General features: G+C 39.7%; 13 protein-coding genes. 7 read left to right on the plus strand and 6 right to left on the minus strand.

The window, feature by feature from the left end:
* The first annotated feature begins 47 nt into the window (after window positions 1–47).
* The 6 genes from ACYQ3L_RS20875 (at window position 48) to ACYQ3L_RS20900 (ending at window position 10,001) form a co-directional block, all read left to right on the plus strand.
* The gene (locus ACYQ3L_RS20875) at window positions 48–359 is read left to right on the plus strand and encodes a hypothetical protein (RefSeq protein WP_459952455.1); all 312 of its coding nucleotides are present in this window, start codon (window positions 48–50) and stop codon (window positions 357–359) included.
* 247 nt (window positions 360–606) lie between these two features.
* On the plus strand, window positions 607–3,720 hold the full coding sequence (locus tag ACYQ3L_RS20880) for a SusC/RagA family TonB-linked outer membrane protein (RefSeq protein WP_379999678.1): 3,114 nt from the start codon (window positions 607–609) through the stop codon (window positions 3,718–3,720).
* A gap of 15 nt (window positions 3,721–3,735) precedes the next feature.
* A complete protein-coding gene (locus tag ACYQ3L_RS20885) occupies window positions 3,736–5,367 on the plus strand; it encodes a RagB/SusD family nutrient uptake outer membrane protein (protein WP_379999676.1) in 1,632 nt (543 codons plus the stop codon).
* 31 nt (window positions 5,368–5,398) lie between these two features.
* Window positions 5,399–6,541, plus strand: coding sequence for a SusE domain-containing protein (locus ACYQ3L_RS20890; RefSeq protein WP_379999674.1), 1,143 nt, complete (start codon window positions 5,399–5,401; stop codon window positions 6,539–6,541).
* 79 nt (window positions 6,542–6,620) lie between these two features.
* Window positions 6,621–7,769, plus strand: coding sequence for a glycoside hydrolase family 76 protein (locus tag ACYQ3L_RS20895; RefSeq protein WP_379999672.1), 1,149 nt, complete (start codon window positions 6,621–6,623; stop codon window positions 7,767–7,769).
* 81 nt (window positions 7,770–7,850) lie between these two features.
* Window positions 7,851–10,001, plus strand: a complete 2,151-nt coding sequence (locus ACYQ3L_RS20900; RefSeq protein ID WP_379999670.1) for a GH92 family glycosyl hydrolase — start codon at window positions 7,851–7,853, stop codon at window positions 9,999–10,001.
* Between the two features lie 216 nt (window positions 10,002–10,217).
* Here the strand turns inward: ACYQ3L_RS20900 and ACYQ3L_RS20905 are convergent, their stop codons facing one another.
* From ACYQ3L_RS20905 to ACYQ3L_RS20915, 3 genes are read right to left on the minus strand one after another with little or no spacing between them, the layout of a single operon-like run.
* The gene (locus ACYQ3L_RS20905; protein WP_379999668.1) at window positions 10,218–11,582 is read right to left on the minus strand and encodes a putative oxidoreductase C-terminal domain-containing protein; all 1,365 of its coding nucleotides are present in this window, start codon (window positions 11,580–11,582) and stop codon (window positions 10,218–10,220) included.
* A gap of 24 nt (window positions 11,583–11,606) precedes the next feature.
* Window positions 11,607–12,983, minus strand: coding sequence for a Gfo/Idh/MocA family protein (locus ACYQ3L_RS20910; RefSeq protein ID WP_379999666.1), 1,377 nt, complete (start codon window positions 12,981–12,983; stop codon window positions 11,607–11,609).
* 23 nt (window positions 12,984–13,006) lie between these two features.
* Window positions 13,007–14,251 (minus strand): DUF6807 domain-containing protein, encoded by a 1,245-nt coding sequence (locus ACYQ3L_RS20915; protein ID WP_379999664.1) that lies wholly within the window; start codon window positions 14,249–14,251, stop codon window positions 13,007–13,009.
* Window positions 14,252–14,683: 432 nt separating this feature from the next.
* Here ACYQ3L_RS20915 and ACYQ3L_RS20920 point away from each other — a divergent pair, with 432 nt between their 5' ends.
* On the plus strand, window positions 14,684–15,589 hold the full coding sequence (locus ACYQ3L_RS20920; protein WP_379999662.1) for an AraC family transcriptional regulator: 906 nt from the start codon (window positions 14,684–14,686) through the stop codon (window positions 15,587–15,589).
* Between the two features lie 110 nt (window positions 15,590–15,699).
* On the opposite strand, the gene uxuA is transcribed toward ACYQ3L_RS20920, so the two are convergent.
* From uxuA to ACYQ3L_RS20935, 3 genes are all read right to left on the minus strand, one after another.
* A complete protein-coding gene (uxuA, locus tag ACYQ3L_RS20925; RefSeq protein ID WP_379999660.1) occupies window positions 15,700–16,908 on the minus strand; it encodes a mannonate dehydratase in 1,209 nt (402 codons plus the stop codon).
* A 33-nt stretch (window positions 16,909–16,941) separates the two neighbouring features.
* Window positions 16,942–17,070, minus strand: coding sequence for a hypothetical protein (locus ACYQ3L_RS20930; protein WP_379999658.1), 129 nt, complete (start codon window positions 17,068–17,070; stop codon window positions 16,942–16,944).
* 123 nt (window positions 17,071–17,193) lie between these two features.
* Window positions 17,194–18,975, minus strand: a complete 1,782-nt coding sequence (locus ACYQ3L_RS20935) for a RagB/SusD family nutrient uptake outer membrane protein (RefSeq protein WP_379999656.1) — start codon at window positions 18,973–18,975, stop codon at window positions 17,194–17,196.
* Window positions 18,976–18,985: the final 10 nt, after the last annotated feature.

The following is an 18,985-nucleotide window of genomic DNA, read 5'->3' on the forward strand; positions in this document are numbered from 1 at the left end:
TTTGATAAATTAATACCCTAAAAAATATCTCTATATCTTTATTTAATATGTTATCGAAAAACAGAATAGGATTTAGAATCCCGACAGCTAAAATTATTACAATAATAAATGCGGTTTTTCCTTCTAATAATTTGGAAGTTATCTCTGTTTTATTAGAGAGAGAGAGAGAGAGAGAGAGAGAGAGAGAGAGAGAGAGAGAGAGAGAGAGAGAGAGAGAGAGAGAGAGAGAGAGAGAGAGAGAGAGAGAGAGAGAGAGAGAGAGATTAAATATAATAAAAAAAAGGGATTTAGTAAAAAATATTTACTATTTTCTTACACCTATAAAGAGAGGGTCTCTTATGCTTGATTGTCAGGTATAAGGGGCCTTCTTTTTTTAATTAAACCTCAATTAACTAACCATTTAAAATTTAGTCTATGTAAAATAATCATGAGAAATTTTAATAAGAAAAAAGAAAAAGAGATTTTCTAATAATAAATGTTGATCGCATTGCAATCATTCTTACTTCCGATTAAATAAAAAAATAGCGGAAGATAAAACATTTTACAAATACGAAGATCCCTAACTCTTAGTCAAAAAAAATAAAAAACAAATCTAAGAACCATTCTATGATTAAAAAGCAGCACAAAACAATTTTTACTTGCATTTTGAGCGGATTCTTACTAATGAATTCGTCTCTACACATATATGCAGGAGAAAACAATTTGAATGAGACTCAGCAGTCTGTTACAAAGACTGTTTCCGGGACCGTGAAAGATCAAGGTGGAGAGCCATTGATTGGAGCAACTATAGTTGTTAAAGGAACTACAAAAGGAGTTACGACCGATATTGACGGGAATTATACCATTACATGTTCTGATAAAGACTACCTGGTAATTTCTTATATGGGATTCGTAGCACAGGAAGTTCTTGTCGGGAATAAGACCAATATATCTGTTGTATTATTGGAAGACTCTAAAGTTTTAGACGAAATTATTGTAATCGGATATGGAACAACTACCCGGAAGAGCGTTGTCGGAGCCGTAGATCAAGTAAAGTCGAAAATGCTGGAAGACAGGCCTACATCCAATATGGCTCAGGCGCTTCAGGGAGCTTCTCCCAGTTTGATTATACAGCAGAAAAGTATGGATCCAAACAACAATAGTATGAATATAAACATAAGAGGACTTTCTACAATGAATGACAATGCCCCTCTTATTGTTATCGATGGGCTGGTCTCGGACGACGCCAGTTTAAACAAACTTAATCCAAATGATATAGAAAGTGTATCTGTATTGAAAGATGCCGGAACCGCGGCAATATATGGCTCCCGGTCTTCCAATGGAGTTATCCTGATAACAACTAAAACGGGAAAGAAGAATCAACGCCCGTTAGTCCGGTTAAATGGGCAGGTAGGGGCTCAAGATCCTAAAATCCTATTCAGGCCTGTTTCCGGCTATCAGAATGCAACATTGAAAAACTTATCTTTGACTAATACCGGCCAGGCTCCGCAATATTCACCTCAACAGATTCAGGATCTATATGCTCACCAGAATGAGGAATATTGGTATTATGATAAGATTATACAAACGGCACTTCAACAATCTTATAATGTTAGTGTATCGGGAGGTAATGATAATACCACTTACATGTTTTCCGGCGGATATTTTGATCAGGAAAGCAACTACAAAGGTCCCGGCTATGGTGTGGCACGTTATAATTTACGTTCCAGCATCATAACAGAATATGGCCGGTTCAAATTGACTTCTATTCTGGGCTATACCCGTGATGATGGTAAAAAAAGTGTAGATGGCAATGCTATCATTAATTCATCTCGTATACCTACCTACTATTGGAATAGACTACAAGATGAAAATGGAAGATATTTGGTAAATGATCTGCTTACCGATCAAAATCCTTTGGCCGGTCTGAAAGAAAGCGGATATGAAAAAGGAAATACTGACTATATCAATGTTAATCTTGGATTAGAAGTAAAGATAATCGATGGTCTTAAACTCAAAGGTATTTTAGGAGCTGATATTTTCGATTATCACAGATTTATCAGAAGAAAAGCTGTTCCGATGTATATGAGCGGCGCTGATGAACCAATAGCATATATGAATCCGGATGGAGGTACAGAAGATTACAATGAAAATAAACGTTTGATGAATTATCAGCTGTTAGCCGATTATCAGAAAACCTTTAATCAAAATCACAACCTTTCGGTTTTATTCGGAGCTTCCAATGAATCTTATACGTTCAAAAGTAATGAGATCAAACATCAGAAAACAAATGATCTCGGAGTAAGCATCGATCCTGAAAAAATAACAGGAAGCACATCTTTAGGCAGGGAGAAGAGAAGTATTACGTCCATCTTAGGCCGTTTATCTTACAATTTCATGGATAAATATTATGCTGAATTCAGCTTCAGGGAAGATGGTTCTTCCATGTTTGCAAAGGATAATCGCTGGGGATTCTTTCCCTCAGGCTCGTTAGGATGGAGAATTTCGGAAGAAAAGTTTATGGATTCTTATAAAAAAGAAGTCGGAGACCTGAAAATCCGTTCTTCATACGGGATACTAGGTAACCAGCGTGTTTCTTCGTATCAGACAATCACTACTTATGATAATTATCAGAATACATATGTGTTTAATGGCAAACCTGTCGTAGGAGCCGGATTCAATTATGGGAATGTGGATATGCAATGGGAAACATCTCATAATTTCAATATTGGTTTCGATGCCGGCTTCTTCCAAGGAGCTTTAAATGCAACATTTGATTATTTTCACAAAACCACAAAAGATATTTTGCTAAATCCTGAAATTCCTACTGTATTTGGCGGTGGTCTGAAAAATTACAACATGGGTGAAATGAAAAATCAGGGATGGGAACTTGTTCTCAACTATCGTTTAGATACTAAGGATTTTAAACACTCTTTTTCTGGTAATATCGGAGATTCATGGAATAAGGTCACTAAATTCATTGGAAATGAGCAGATCAGTACATCCGATGAAATTTCACGTTTGATCAGGATCGGTCTTCCGTTCAATGTCTATTATGGATATAAAGTCGACGGATACTTCAAGTCGATGGATGAAATTTCATCTTCAGCCCTTCCCGTAGGAGTCTCGGCTTCTGACCTGCGCCCGGGAGATGCCAAGTATATCGATCGTAACGGAGATGGCGTCATTGATGCAAAAGACCGTTATGTCTTAGGTAATGCCTTTCCTCGTTATACATTTGGATTCACTTATGACCTAACATGGAAAGATTTTGATTTCAGTATGTTCTGGCAAGGAGTAGGCAAACGGGATATGATGGTGCGTGGTGAGTTAGTGGAACCTTTTCACAGCAATTATTCTTATACAATATACCAACATCAGCTAAATTATTGGTCTCCGACCAACACCAGCGCCGACTGGCCTCGTTTGGCAGCTATAGGCTCTACTTCTAATAAAAATAACTATGGCATGGGTTCTGAAATCAATCTGGCAGACGGAAAATACTTGCGTTTGAAAAATATTCAGATAGGATATACTTTGCCTAAAAGCTTAACTCGTAAGATAGGTTTGGAAAAAGTGCGTACATATATCAATGGACAGAACCTATTAACCTTTAGCAAAAATTCATGGATCGATCCGGAATCATCGGAATTTAACTCTAACATGTCTGGTTCGGCCAATAGTGCCCGGAATTATCCGACTCTGAGATATTACGGTTTTGGTTTTGACATAGAATTTTAAACAAACAGATAATATATGAAAGTAAATAAATTCAAATATATAATTTTATCTTGTATTGGTTCATTTCTCCTGTTTTCATGCAACAGTCTGGATCAAGAGCCTACAGATAAATACACAGATGCAACATTCTGGCAATCGGCCGAGAATGCTGAATCAATTGTCAATATGGCTTACAGCCAGATGTATGGCGCAGGCAAATTATGGAATGATGAAGGCCTTTCTGATAATGTGATTGAAGGGCGGGATAATAATGATGGCCGCATGATCCGTAATGGTTTGGCTGATCCATCGTTAGGCCGCTTCGCAAGTGAGTGGAAATGGGCTTATGAAGGGATTAAAACCTCTCATAAATATCTGGAAAATGTAGATAAGGTTCCCAAAATGAGTGCATCCTTAAAAGAACAGAGGAAAGCTGAAATACGTTTTATCCGGGCTTTTATATATTTCCGGTTAGTGAATTTTTATGGCGACGTTCCTTTCTTTACATCGGATATCTCATTATCAGATGCAAGTACAATAAGCCGTACATCTAAAGCTACTGTATTAAAGTTCATCCATGACGAATTAGACGATATAGTACAATATCTCCCAGCCCGTAATTCAAGTTTTTCGGCAGAAAACAATGGACGCATCACAAAAGGAGCTGCTTTAGCATTTCAGGCTCGGGCGTATCTATATGAAAGCAATTGGGCGAAAGTGGAAGAATGTACAAACAAGCTAATCAATGAACAAGCAACCTATGGTACATACGGCTTGTTCAAAAACTACGAGAATCTGTTCCATACTGAAAATAAATATAATGAAGAGGTTATTCTTGACTATGGATATACAACATCTTATCGTATTTGGAGCGAAATGTATTCAAGAGTACCAATGTCGGTAGGGGCTTTTCTTAATAGTTGCGCACCAACTCAGGAATTGGTAGACGATTATCTTACTGTAAAAGGATTATCAATTGATAAGGATGCGAGTTACAAGGAAAATGAGCCTTACAAAGATCGTGATCCCCGGCTGACCTATACTATTGTATATGACGGATATAAATGGACAAAACCTGATGGAACCGTTGTTACAATAGAAACAAAATCAGGAGCAAATTCAGCGGATGCCTGGCAAGGAACCAACTCGAACCGCTCTATTACAGGATATTATATTCGCAAATATTTCGATCCGGAATCAACCAACTCCGAATCAAGCTATAATCAACATAATAACATTATTATGTTCCGTTATGCCGATGTATTATTAATGTATGCGGAAGCAATGTTTGAACAAAACAAAATGAGTCAGACTGTTTGGAACGAAACAATTAAACCGATCCGTACCCGTGCAGGATTTTCCGGCGATGCGTTAAACTACCCGTCAGCTCTCTCTACTGATGAAATGAGAGAATTGATTCATCGCGAACGTCGCTGTGAGTTAGCTCTCGAAGGACTTAGATATTATGATATTGTCCGTTGGAAAGAAGGGACAAAATATTTGAACGGGGTTGTTCGCGGTGCAAAATTTGCAAATAATAATACAGCCTATATCACTCTCGATACGCGTAAGTTTAATGAAAACAAAGATTATCTGTGGTCTGTGCCCCGTTCGCAAATTCAGCTGAATCCGAACTTAAAGCCAAACAATCCGGGATATGCTAACTAAAAATCATAAATCAAATACAAAGAAAATAATTATGAAAACAATACTAAATAAGATATTAATTCTGATCCTATTTGTGATTGGCTTCACTGCCTGCAAAAGTGATGATATGAATTTTTCAGATGCAAAAGTGACTGCTGTTAATACTTTATATGAACCATCTGATGACAAAGCGATAAATTTAACTCCTACCGGATCTTTATATTTTTCATGGGAACCTGCTGCTGTTGAAGATGGAGGTTCACCCCTATACGAAGTATTATTTGACAAAGTAGACGGAAATTTCTCTAATCCGATATATGTGGCAACCTCTGATCAGAATGGATATTCTAATGGAGCATCCGTTACACATAAAATACTCAGTAAAGTCGCCGGATATGCAGGTGCTGAACCGGGTGAAACAGCAACTGTAAAATGGACTGTAAGATCTTCCCGTGGAATTAATCAGGCGGTTTCTCCTGCTTCCCGGGAATTGACTCTCACCCGTTTTGTAGGGTTTGCAGAATTGCCCGATCAGGTATTTATTACGGGTAGCGGTTCTGAAGCGGGGGATGATATTGCAAATGCGATGCAAATGACAAGAACAGCGCAAGGTGAATATGAAATATATATAAAACTTATTCCGGGAGGAACATATAAGTTTGTGGATGCAAAAGCGGGAACACCTCGTGAGTTCTATATAGAAAACAATATGATAAAAGAAGGAGCCGAAAGTACTTCAAATACTTTAAATGGAGTATTTCGAATTTCTCTCGACTTTAATACTGCATCGCCAGCCTCACCTATTGAAATTACAAATGTTGGATTCTGGTTCTGTCCAAGTAATAAAAGTGAATGGAATCTGGCATACGCAGGAGAGGGTATATGGAAAGGCTCCGGGCCTGTTAACTTTAAGCAAGAGTCATGGGGACGCGATCAACGCTATAAATTTAGAGTTACCACAAAAGACTCTTCAGGAACTACAATCATGGAAGACTGGGGTCCTAAAAACATGAATGAAGACGGCACTCCATCGGGGGCAGCTAGCTACTATGAAATTAAGACGTATATAACTTCATCATTGAACGATCCTCAATGGAATCCTAAATGGAAATTTGCAAGTGAGTTTGACGGAGCCAATGTAAACCTTACGGTTAAAATGTCCGGAGAACAATATACACACGAAGTTTCGAAATAAGAATTAATAGATTATCCCAAAAATTTCTAATTTTATAAGATATAAGTTTTTGGGATAATCTTAACAATGTAAAATATCTATGAAAAAAATAATATATACAATTCTGTCATTCGGTTTGTTCTTTCTGCAATCGTGTGGAGACATAGATGATGAGTATACATACGAAGAGTGGACAGAAGTAAACTGGTCTGCGGTAGCCGACAGTACTACAAATTCCTTAATAGACAGGTTCTGGAATACATCCGGTAATTATTTCAATTATGGAAATGATGGAACCACCATAGATTTTCATTATTGGCCCAATGCCCATGCAATGGATGTTCTGATCGATGCTTATCAAAGGACTAATGATACAAAATATAGTGCATATTTTGATAAATGGCATGCCGGCATTAAAGTGAAAAATGGTAATACATATAAGAATGATTATGTCGATGATATGGAATGGAATGCATTGACAATGTTAAGAATATATGATATTACTAAGGATGTAAAATATCTTGATACGGCTAAAGAACTTTGGGGCTGGATAAAAGACGCGTGGACCGAAGATGCCGGGGGAGGCATAACCTGGTGCACCAACCCCAACGTGCTGTTTACGAAAAATGCCTGTTCTAATGGTCCCGCAGCAATTATTGGTGCGAGAATGTACAATATAACAAATGACCAGTCTGATTTGGAATGGGCAAAAAAAATATATGAATGGGAGAAAAATACATTGGTGAACAGAGCTACAGGTGCAATTAGCGATCATATTGTATGTGAAACAAATGAAGTAAAAGGTGTCGCATTGACATATAATCAAGGCACTTATGTCGGAGCTGCTGTAGAATTGTTCGGCATTACAGGAGATAGAACATACCTCAATGAAGCTCAAAAAGTTACTAATTATACCATTTCCAGTCTTATAAACACAAGTAATAATATATTGAGAGATGAAGGCAATGGAGATAACGGTCTCTTCAAAGGTATATTTATCCGTTACTTTTTGGAATTGATCAAAGTAAATGAATTACCCGATTCATACCGCAATAAATATATCACGTTTTTCAATAATAATGCAAATGTGCTTTGGTCCTCCGGTGTTTACAAAGAAGACTTACTATTTGGGCCGGCCTGGGATACTGCTCCTGTAGGGATAACCCAGCTTACATCGCAGGCTAGCGGATGTATGATGATAGAAGCAAAAGCAGCGTATGAGAGATGGGAAACTTCTCAAAAACAATAACGTTCTGAAAATAACCTATGACAGAGAGTTTGTCTTAAAAGCAAATTCTCTGTCTTTACTCTTTAATATCCACTTTAAAACATGAAGAACCTAAATCAATTTATTCTATTCTGCTTATCAATCCTCTTTATTGCCTGCTCGGAAACAAGTCCTAAATATCTGACGAACTATGTTAACCCTTTTATCGGAACAACAACCTTATGGGATAGTATCGATCTTGGATATACACCTACCCGCAGAGCCTGGGGAGCAGAAGCGTATCCCGGAGCATCCGTACCAAACTCTATGGTACAAGTTACACCTGTAACCATGTGGAGAAGCGGTTCGGGTTATCAGTATGAAGACTCTGTAATTCATGCTTTTACTCATACGAGTAAAGGACATTGGAATTTATGTTATGTTCCGTTTATTGGCGTAAGAGGCGAAATCTCTCCTAAAAATTATGCTTCTTCATATAGCCATAAAAATGAATCCGCCAGTCCCGGATACTATCAGGTATATCTCGAAAAATATGATATAAATGCCGAAGTAACATCTACTCTGCGATGCGCATATCATAAATATACATATAAAGATGGAGGAGATAAAAAAATATTAGCCGATTTATCCCGGTCGAACGAACGTGTGAGAGACTGGAAAATAGAGCAGGTCGGAGATAATGCTTTTTCCGGTTATCAGAAGACAGGGCCTACCTTCTATTTTTATGCGGTCACAAATCATAATATCAAGAATATAGAATCTATAAAAGAGGACGATGCTGAAGTCAATCTTATAAATTTTATAAATAATAAGAATATTGATACTCCTTTGGAAATGAAAGTAGGTTTTTCCTATGTGAGTATTGAAAACGCAAAGATGAATCTTGAGTCGGAAATGTTGGCAAAAGATTTTCAGCAAGTACGAAACGAAGCTACAAATACGTGGGAAAATCTACTAACCAAAATTCAGGTCTCAGGAGGAACTGAGGACCAAAAAGAGACCTTTTATTCAACTTTTTACAGAGCATTCTTATGGCCTATATTACTGAGCGATGTAAATGGGGAATTTATTGATGCCAACGGGAAAAGAGTGAACAAAGGGTTCCGCTACTACAGCGACCCGTCTTTTTGGGATGATTACCGGAATAAACTAATCTTGCTAGGCATGATATCCCCTGACGTAGCTACGGATGTTATTAAATCAATAACGGACCGTGGCGAAATAAAAGGATTTATGCCTACATTCTTTCATGGAGATCATGCCTCTACGTTTATTACAGGCAGTTATCTGAGGGGACTTCGTGATTTTGATGTACAGAAAGCATATAAATTATTATTGAATAATGCCTATCTGGAAGGAAATGGCGGAAGGCCTCATATAAAAGAATACATAGAGAGAGGCTGGATATCTGAACAAGACATAAAAGATCCTAAATTGGAAACTGTAGCCAAAGCTGCGGTAACTAAAACTCAGGAATACTCATATGATGATTATGCAACGGCTTTGTTAGCCAAAGAGCTGGGCGATCAGGAAAACTACCGGAATTTGATAAAAAGAGCAGAGAGTTATAAGCATTTGTTCGATCCATCGACACAATTGATGCGTGGACGGCTAGACAACGGGGAATGGCTGACACCATTCGACCCGGAACGGCCTTTTTACGAATATATGTATCGTGAAGCAAATGGTTGGCAATCGACTTTTTTTGCACCTCATGATCCCAAAGGTTTTATTGCTTTATATCCGAACGAAGATGCTTTTGAAAAAAAACTAGATTCCCTGTTCTCTATTCCGTGGAAAAACTATGAAGCTCATAACATGACTGTATTTATCGGACAGTATTGTCATGGCAACCAGCCGGACCATAGTTCTCCATACTTATACTATTTTATCAACAAGCAAGAAAAAGCTCAAAAAATCCTAAATAAGATATTGAATGAATTTTATCGCATGGGACCTGAAAGATTAGCTTATGCAGGAATGGATGACGCCGGAGAAATGTCATCCTGGTATGTGCTTAATGCTATAGGTTTATATACTTATTCCCCTGCCGATCCGGAATATATTATAACAGTCCCTTTATTTAATAAAGTTGTATTTAATCTGAATGGAAATAATTTTACAATAATCAAAAAAGGTAAAGGAGATAAGATTAAACAGATTGTTTACGGAAATAAAAGCATAGATAATTACTTCATTCCGCACGACCTGCTGAAACAAGGAAAAGAACTGGTTATAACAACCAGTGAATAACCTTTTACATTACCACATTACAATTTTGACATCCAACATATTATAAACCGGCAGGCATAAATCTGCCGGTTTTTGGCATATAAAATCCGGAGTTTTAATATTTTGAAAATAAAAAAGTTATTTTTGAACAAAATTTAAGCAGGTTCTTATCATAGAACCTGCTTAAATTTTAGCTAAAAAGTTATTATGTACTCTAATAATTCTTAGCAACTTAGATCAATTCGTGGTTTTAGCTATTTCGAGTGCTTTGGTCGTGATATAATATTTTGTCAGCATATTCGGTACTTCCCACTCCGGTAGTTTGCCTTCTTCCAGGTATTTCAGATAGTTGGCGGCAACTTGTCCGAAATGCGCCTCGTGTCCGACTTTATAAGAGTCTGGGATGATGACTTCAGATTTGTCATCGCTATGCTTAAAGCTTATCCCCGGATACTTCTGCTGCAAGGCAGGGAGGTATTTATCCAATGCTGCCTTAAGTTCTGAATATTCCTTATCTTTGGCAGGTTCAATATACAAAGTCGGTTTGTAACCTTGTTCCTGACCTTGCAGTATAATAAGGTTGCAGAGCGTTCCTCTCATAATGGAATAATGCGTATCTCCGGTTCCGTCAGGCGCCTGAAAATTCCAAATCACACTGATTTTGGCATGGATATCATTTATCGTATAATTAAATGCCCCGTTCGATAATACATATAAAGAATCTCCCTTTACATCTTTTTGCAGGTATGCCGGATACTCATCCAGTGCAGTAGCCTTTTTGAACTGTTCCCGGGAAAGTACGGTAGGCCATTGCCTCGACTGGTAAATATTTACCTTGCCCCGGTCTATAATCTGGTCGGGGAAACATTCCCATTGCACAAGGTCGACGAGATGTGTCGTAACATCCACAATCCCGTTGCCTTCCTGCTCCACGTCGAAAAACCATGCCGGCCTCTTCAGTACGCTTCCTGCTACATCCTTGTAAAAATGATGTACGCTCTCTTTTACTATGGCCGGCTCTTCTGCCGAACCTTTCTGAATAGTCCCGAATACGTCCGGCACCATTGAAAATTCTTTTTGCAGGATAGTCGTTATTTCAAAACGCTCGGTCATCACATCGTAGAGCAATACCCCTTTCTGCTCTGCCAATTTAAATGCATCTTCCAATATTTTGAAATTACCGACATTGATTGCCATTGGCTTGTCAGCCAGAACATTCAATCCTGATTCAACAGATCTGAATATATATTCTGTTTTTTTCTTGTTATTGCCTGCAAGCACAACTACATTCCCCGGTTTTTGTTCCAGCATTTTTTCAAGAAAATCATTACCCAGATATACATTCTTTTTCCAATGGGTAGGTTCTTCGCCCCGTGTATTGAATCCTTCTATTTTAGACAGGTATTCGTTTACTTCATCCCCCTCGGGAGCGAATACAAAAAAATCGTTATTGATTTGCGGATTATCAGTCTTTTGCAGCAAGGCGGCATGGAAGTGCCCCGGAGCCAGTATGATAAGCGTCACCTTATCGGATTTCCCTGCATCTTTTGCGCATGCGGCAAACAAAAGACCGATTAGCAGTATGATATAATATCTTTTCATAGATATATGTTTTATAAGTGAATTTTATCTGATTTCGAATCCTGCACGCTGAGACCGGGCTATCATACTATTGGCTTTGTCATCGTTTCTGAAACGTTCTCTGATAGGGTCCCAGTAAAGTTTGCGTTGCAGTTTCATAGCTATATGCTGAAGCAGGCACGCTGTACAGGAGCGGTGCGCCACTTCTGCCGGAGCTATCGGTTGTGTCCTGTTTTTTACAGCTTCGAGCCAATTGCCATGGTGATCTTTACTTTCAGGCGCCCTCCAGTCTCCAACACCGAGAGGCGACAATATTTTAGGGTCACTTGCATCTATTGTTTTAGCTTTTTGGGTCGGTGAAGTAGGATCACTCGATGTGATCTGCTGTTCGCCGCGGCTGACGAATATCCAGCCTTTTGTTCCTTTAAACAGAATACCATTAGGCTTGTCGGTATTGTTCTCGGTAAGGCCGTAAACTTTGACTCCGTTTGGATACAAAAGTTCTGTTTCGAAATTCCCGTGTACATCCCAAAGTCCTGAAGTAGGGAATGTGGCCTTTCCGCTTATCTCCACCGGCCCCGAATGTTCCAGGTTCATTGCCCAGTGTACGATATCGAAATGATGCGTACCCCAGCCTGTAATCATTCCTGCGCCGAATTGTTCGCATCGCAGCCAGCCTGGCCTTCCATAACCTGACGACGGGTGAACTCGGTCTTCTGTATAATATACATATGGCGTAGGTCCTATCCACAGATCGTAATTCAGCTGCTTCGGCACGGGCATTTCGATTATCTTGCCACCTGCAGGATCTCCCGGTAAACGGACTTCGCACGAAACCAGATCCCCGATTCTTCCGTTGCGTACAAATTCTACGGCATCACGGAATTGCTTCCATGAACGCTGCTGGCTTCCTATCTGAAAGATACGCCCTGTTCTGTTTACTGCGTCGCTCATCAGACGGCCTTCCTCTATAGTAAGGGATGCCGGTTTTTGCAGATATACATCTTTGCCTGCATATACGGCATCTATAGCCTGTTTGGCATGCCAGTGGTCGGGGGTACTGATTACGACTGCATCAATATCCTTATTGTTGAGCATATCCAGGTAATTCTCGTAGGTGGCCACACCGTCGTATGTCTTACCTGTCTTTTTCGAATAATAATTATTTATCAATGTTTTGCCCTGTTCCAGCCTCACACTGTCGACATCACAAGCCGCCATTACTTTAGCGAAATCATATTTCCAGATGCCGGGCAGATCGTGTCCGCGTGATATACGCCCTATGCCTATGGCACCCACATTTATTTTATTGCTCGGTGCATCTTTACCCAATACGCTTGCAGGAATGATGGTGGGTATGATGAAAGAACTTGCCCCCAGGGCAGCCGCTCTCTTTATAAAGTCTCGTCTGGATGTTGTCATATCGTGTTTGTTTATAGTTGTTTTTACTTGCTCATCGTTATTGATATGCGTGGAGGATTCGCGAAGTCCTGCCAGTATTGTTCAGCCTTTTGTGCTGTCATTTCACCGCTGTATACTACAATCCTGTATTGTAATGTGTAGTCTTTTCCCGGCATCAGCGACCAGTCTTTGTTCTTGGCCGGATTGAAGTTCATGTATACATCCTTATCCCTCTCTGGCCATACGCGGATAGGCTCGGGAAAATTGAAGTTGGTAGGATAACTCAGGAATAGTATTCCCGATTGGTTTCCTCCGGCTTTACCATTGCAAAACATCCAGCGGGCAATAGTATTGTCGGCGTCTTTTCTGGTTTTTCCCTCCGATGTAAGGATGGTACTTGTAGAAGTATTCCATTCCGGAGTGGCACGTATGCTGAAGCCTGCATAACGGTACGCATTGATAATAAAAGGAGAATCAGAGGCGCAATTCATTGTAGAACTGAAATCCCATAGCCATACTTTCCGGCTTTGCTCGTCTTTTACATCCCATAGTTTAATAGAGAATGTTTCGTTCATAGCTACTTTTTCATATCCGGGTTTGAATACGACATGTTCCTGTATTCCTTTGAGTCCACCATATACGGCACCTTCATTCAGTGAATTGAATGCCTTGAACCTGACAGTTCCCTGCCCGTCGGCCAGATTCCAGAAATCCACGGATTTCCCTTCGAATGTCACGCGTGTCCACGGGTTCCATATGCCATAGTGGTGGTAATGGTCACGAGGCTGGATATTGGTCAGCACCTCGCCTGTAGGCGACCAAAGGGGGTGGATGAAACCGCTTCGGCGGAATTCGTATTTCGCCCCTTTTGGCGGTAATTTTACCCCATAATGGTATTCCATCACTTTATCATTGCCGGAAGATATCAGTATGGCGTCTTCCGTATTCTTAATGTTTATTGCTTTGTCAAAATTTGCAGCTTTGCCGTTTTCAATTACATACTTGCGTTTACTTTTCGCTTTGGTATGCGACGACATTATCCATGATAATATCCTGCCGTTTTGTGACTGTTCGATCTGGAACCTGACAGGAGTTTTGTCCTTATTTATCAACTCGTAGACTACCAGATTGGAGTCGGCCTCCAACGTTATTGCATCGAGGCATATATTAACAGGAGTTTCTAATCTGTCTGAGGAGCCGGCGTCCACTACGATTGTTGCTATTTCTTTCCCGCTTATATAATTAATAGAGAAGAGGAAAAAGGAAGCGATAATAATCAGTTTTTTCATAATTGGAGAGTATCAAAATTTTGCGGTTAATATAATCTTATTTACAATAACAAATATCTAAATTAAAATAAATCCGTTCAAATACTAAATTCGCAAATGCTTGTACGATAATTGCATTAACAATAGTGCAGAATGACAATATAGACTAATCGTAAATAAGTTTAAAAGATGGGAATTCCGACCTTAAATTAACAGATATAATGCGAGTTACCAAAAAATATTTAATTTTTTTGCAAACACTCAAAGTATTCTTATATTTACAATAACAAACCTACATATTACTGATATTTTATAAATCTACAGAGGACACTTGCTACTAGCAAAATATTTATCTTAATTTTTCTCTGACAAACGAAGCTAATATAGAACTTCCCACAAAGGGATAAAGAATTCCTGATTTTTAAGCTAAGAATCTTAAATACTTTAATGATCATGAAAAGTACAGTTAAAATAATGCACGAACAACTCGGGTTCGTTTCCGGTTCACCAGTTAAAATAAAATGGTGTGATTATGACTATTTCAAGTATCCCTGGCACTTCCATAGCGAATACGAAATAGTATATGTCATTAAAAGCACAGGAACCCGCTTTGTAGGGAACAATATAGAATCTTTCTCAGACGGCGATCTGGTTCTTTACGGTAGTCACCTGCCACATATGTACCGGAACGATGAAAAATATTATGATGGGAATCCCGAATTGCGGGTTCATGCAATTACCATACAATTCTCAAAGGATTTCTTCGATCATGCTATCCGGTATTACCCTGAATTCCAGAAAATAAAGGGGATGCTGGATATGGCTAAGAAAGGCATTTATTTCGAAAAGAGAGAAAATGATATGATCCGTAAACGGATTAAAAGATTGCTGAATATGTCAGGACTGGAGAGACTACTCGAATGTGTAAAGATACTGTCCCTTATGAGCAGAACGACATATAAACGTGAACTTAGCAGCGATAGTATAGATCCCGATCCTATTCTGGTGGCAGAGTCCCGTATAACAAAAGTATTAAGCAAGTTGAACAGGGATTATCACAAACCTATAATCTTATCGGAAATCTCCGATGTATCCGGTATGAATAAGAGCGCATTCTGTCGCTACTTCAAAGAGAAAACGGGAAAGTCGATGATGCTGTATATAAATGAACTGCGTATAAAATATGCCTGTAATCTGCTATTGGGCGGTGATATGTCTATTTCGCAGATATGCTATGAATGCGGATATAATAATATTTCGAATTTTAACAGGCACTTCAAAAAAATTACGGGCTTTACACCATCTGAGTATATAGAAGAGTTTAAGAGAGATATGCGTCCGGTAATTATTGAAGAGTAACCGGAACACAAATAATATCAAATCCCTCTTCCTGATTCAAACACAGGAAGAGGGATCTACTTAATAAGCATCATCAGTTTGCAGCGACAATGATGTTATTAACAAGGAATCTAAGGAACCTGCTTACTTTTCTCAATCCCCATTTCTAAACCACATATTTCGGCCAGACCTTTCATCCTTCCCACAAGCGGATATCCCGGATTTGCCTTGCGGCTAAAGTCATCCAGTATCCTTAACCCATGGTCGGGGCGGAATGGCATCCGTATATCTTTGCGTCCTTCTTGTATTCTTCTTTTTTGTTCCTCAAGCAGTGCTTTTACAACTTCGTACATATCTATAGAACCTTCGAGATGTCCGGATTCGTAAAAACTTTTGTTTCCAAGTCTCCGGGTATTTCTCAGATGTACAAAATGTATTCTGGAGCCTAACTCTTTTATGAATTTCAGCATGTCGTTGTCTTCTCTCGCAGACAGTGAGCCTGTACAGAATGTGATACCATTCATTACGGAATCATATTGTCCTGTTATCCATTTGAAATCTTCCAGTGTACTGGCTATGCGGGGCAAACCCAACAATGGAAACGGCGGATCGTCAGGATGAATACACATGTTGACCCCGTATTCCTCGGCAATTGGCATAATATCAGATAAGAATGCAGACAGGTTTTTCCGTAGCTGCTCAGGGCTTATATATTTATATTGCTCCAGATAACTTAGAAACAATTGCTTGTAATCTTCAACATCACTTACTGTACCGTTGATAAATCCTTGTGTAACAACAATTATATTATGAGCCAGCGTTTCTTTTTCTTCATCGCTCATATTTGCAGCCAGTGCCCCCGCCTTTTCTCTTACGTCCTCCGGATAGTCTTTGGCAGCCATCGGGCGCCTGAGCACATATATATCGAAGGCGGCAAAAACACAATAGTCGAACAGCATAGATTCGGCACCGTTTTTATCTTTGTAATGGAGATCGGTACGTGCCCAGTCCAATACCGGCATAAAGTTGTAGCAAACAGTGTCGATACCACATTCGCCCAGATTGCGAAGAGATTCTTTATAATTATCTATCAACCTGCCCCTGCCGGCCGAGCATGTCTTTATTCCCTCCAAAACAGGAAGGCTTTCTACCACGCTCCAACGCATACCGTACGATTCGATCTCATTTTTGACTTTCATAATTTCCTCTTTTGTCCAGATTTCACCATTTGGAATGTGATGAAGTGAGGTCACTATGCCTTCTATTCCTATCTGTTTCAGGTCGGATAGCGTTACCGAATCGTTTGCTCCAAACCAGCGCCATGTCTTTTCTAATGCCATTTTCCTAACTAATATTTATTGTCTGTATGAATTTTATTTCTGATGCATATTATGCAGGTTTTCTTTGCCTAATGCTTCGCCCAGTGCATTCAGCATGCCATATCCGAACCGGTTGTTATGATAACGAATGAAAATAGTAAAAGGAATCTTATTCCATTTCACCTTATCACCCTGAAGTACAATAATTTTCTCCGAATATTCGGAATATTTTACTGCCTTCAGGATGACCAGGGACCTGATAACGGCCTTTCAAATAGCCTCGCCTAATACTTAGCTCATTAATTGTTATTCTACAGGAATATTATTTTCTGCACCCGGATATCCGATATTCTGGTTGATACGCCCCATAGTGTTGGCTGTAATAGCTTTGTGCGGAACAGGCCAGAGGACATGATAGGGCTTCATGACAAATGCATTGGTTGAATAAAAATATTGTTCCCTGTAAAAATTATTCTTTTCCATTATTCTGTCATAATACCAGTTTTTTGTACTGAAATCTTTCAGGTTATACCCGTCCTTACCCAACTGCGCCATGATGAAAGCTATACGTGTAAGCTCAGTTTTCCGGTGTTCCTCAATAAATAATTCACGCGCACGCTCATCCAATATATCATCCAGAGTGACTGACGTCAAAGTAGGTGCTTTGGCTCTCGACCGGATCTCGTTCACATCTTTTGTTGCCAATGGTATATTGTTCAGCCAATAATAGGCTTCGGCTCTCATCAGATAGGTTTCGGCCAGGCGGAATACATACTGGTCGGTGAATCCGCCCGAAGGGGTCTTACCTTTGTTGATGTCATCTTTATATATCAGCACTTTGACTCTTGGGAAAGAGTAATAGCATCGCATGGTGTCGGTAACAAATGCTCTCTGTACCGGTTTTCCGAACCATGTGGCGCTACCGCTCTTGGACGGAGGCCTGTTGTACTTCAACGTATTGATATCGTACCAGTTATTATTGTTGCGGCGCATATCATTTCCATAGTTTTTCCATATTTCGTACTGGTGATAATTGCTGGGACGTATTTTTGAAATTCCACGTCCTAGTTCAGCCACTTGTTCATATCCGTCATATGGCCCCGTATCGAAGGTTGTCCCCTGCTTGCCGTCCGGTGTTTTTACCGCTGCGCCGTTACTCCAGTATGGTACATAATTGCGCATGCGTTGCGAACCGTTACCCTGTACATTCCCAAGCAGGCCGTATCGTTCCTGCAATACAAAGATTGCCTCTTTGTTTGCAGCATCACTGATATTCACTTCGCCGAAAAGGTCGTTGAATACATCGAGGCTTGCATTGCTTGCATTTTTGCCGAACCGTGTTTTCATCAGTGATAAACCATTATCGTTTATACAACGCGTAGCAGCATCGACTGCATTCTGGAATTCACCTACCGACAGGTATAGCTTCGTGAGCAAGTGTTCGCCGGCCGCCCTGTTAACGGCTCCCCGTGTAACATCTTTTGGCAGCCATTTTACGGCAAATTCCATATCCGCTTTCATCTGGTGGAGTATTTTCGCCCGCGATACGGAGTTAAAGTCTATCTTGGGTTCGGCAACCTCTTCAATAATCAGCGGAACATCGCCCCACTGATGTGTCAGCAGATAGTACCAGTATGCCCTGTGAAAATACGCTTCGGACAGAAGGGCATTCTTATCCTGCTCGGATATACCTTCTACCGTCTCTACCCTGCTGACAATGGTATTGGCGTATTTGATACCGTTCCAGCAGTACTCCCAGTAGCGCATATATGCCGAAATATCGCTTTCGGGAGTCAACTGTATTTCCAGATTGTGTATTTCTTTTGTTTCGGGCGAACCCATTACAGACATATCCGAATATGCATATTCAAATACCAGTGGATTCAAGTTGCTGAAAGCATCACCGAACCATTCCCATTTTATCTGTTTACGGCATGTGTTGAGGCCGGCTTCCAATCCTTCTTTTGTATTATATGTATTTTCGGGAGCATAGAAAGACAATGGATGCGGTTCGAGGTCTACACATGATACCATAGTGATAAGACCGATCGCTATGATAGAACTCTTTACTATATTTAAAGTATTCATTTTGCTTACT

Source organism: Dysgonomonas termitidis, from assembly GCF_054657735.1.

Excerpts from the sequence above, each read along its gene's own strand:
- uxuA (WP_379999660.1), bottom strand. The coding sequence starts at position 16,908 with ATGGCATTAGAAAAGACATGGCGCTGGTTTGGAGCAAACGATTCGGTA.
- ACYQ3L_RS20880 (WP_379999678.1), top strand. The coding sequence starts at position 607 with ATGATTAAAAAGCAGCACAAAACAATTTTTACTTGCATTTTGAGCGGA.
- ACYQ3L_RS20900 (WP_379999670.1), top strand. The coding sequence starts at position 7,851 with ATGAAGAACCTAAATCAATTTATTCTATTCTGCTTATCAATCCTCTTT.
- ACYQ3L_RS20910 (WP_379999666.1), bottom strand. The coding sequence starts at position 12,983 with ATGACAACATCCAGACGAGACTTTATAAAGAGAGCGGCTGCCCTGGGG.
- ACYQ3L_RS20920 (WP_379999662.1), top strand. The coding sequence starts at position 14,684 with ATGAAAAGTACAGTTAAAATAATGCACGAACAACTCGGGTTCGTTTCC.
- ACYQ3L_RS20875 (WP_459952455.1), top strand. The coding sequence starts at position 48 with ATGTTATCGAAAAACAGAATAGGATTTAGAATCCCGACAGCTAAAATT.
- ACYQ3L_RS20905 (WP_379999668.1), bottom strand. The coding sequence starts at position 11,582 with ATGAAAAGATATTATATCATACTGCTAATCGGTCTTTTGTTTGCCGCA.
- ACYQ3L_RS20890 (WP_379999674.1), top strand. The coding sequence starts at position 5,399 with ATGAAAACAATACTAAATAAGATATTAATTCTGATCCTATTTGTGATT.
- ACYQ3L_RS20895 (WP_379999672.1), top strand. The coding sequence starts at position 6,621 with ATGAAAAAAATAATATATACAATTCTGTCATTCGGTTTGTTCTTTCTG.
- ACYQ3L_RS20885 (WP_379999676.1), top strand. The coding sequence starts at position 3,736 with ATGAAAGTAAATAAATTCAAATATATAATTTTATCTTGTATTGGTTCA.
- ACYQ3L_RS20915 (WP_379999664.1), bottom strand. The coding sequence starts at position 14,251 with ATGAAAAAACTGATTATTATCGCTTCCTTTTTCCTCTTCTCTATTAAT.
- ACYQ3L_RS20935 (WP_379999656.1), bottom strand. The coding sequence starts at position 18,975 with ATGAATACTTTAAATATAGTAAAGAGTTCTATCATAGCGATCGGTCTT.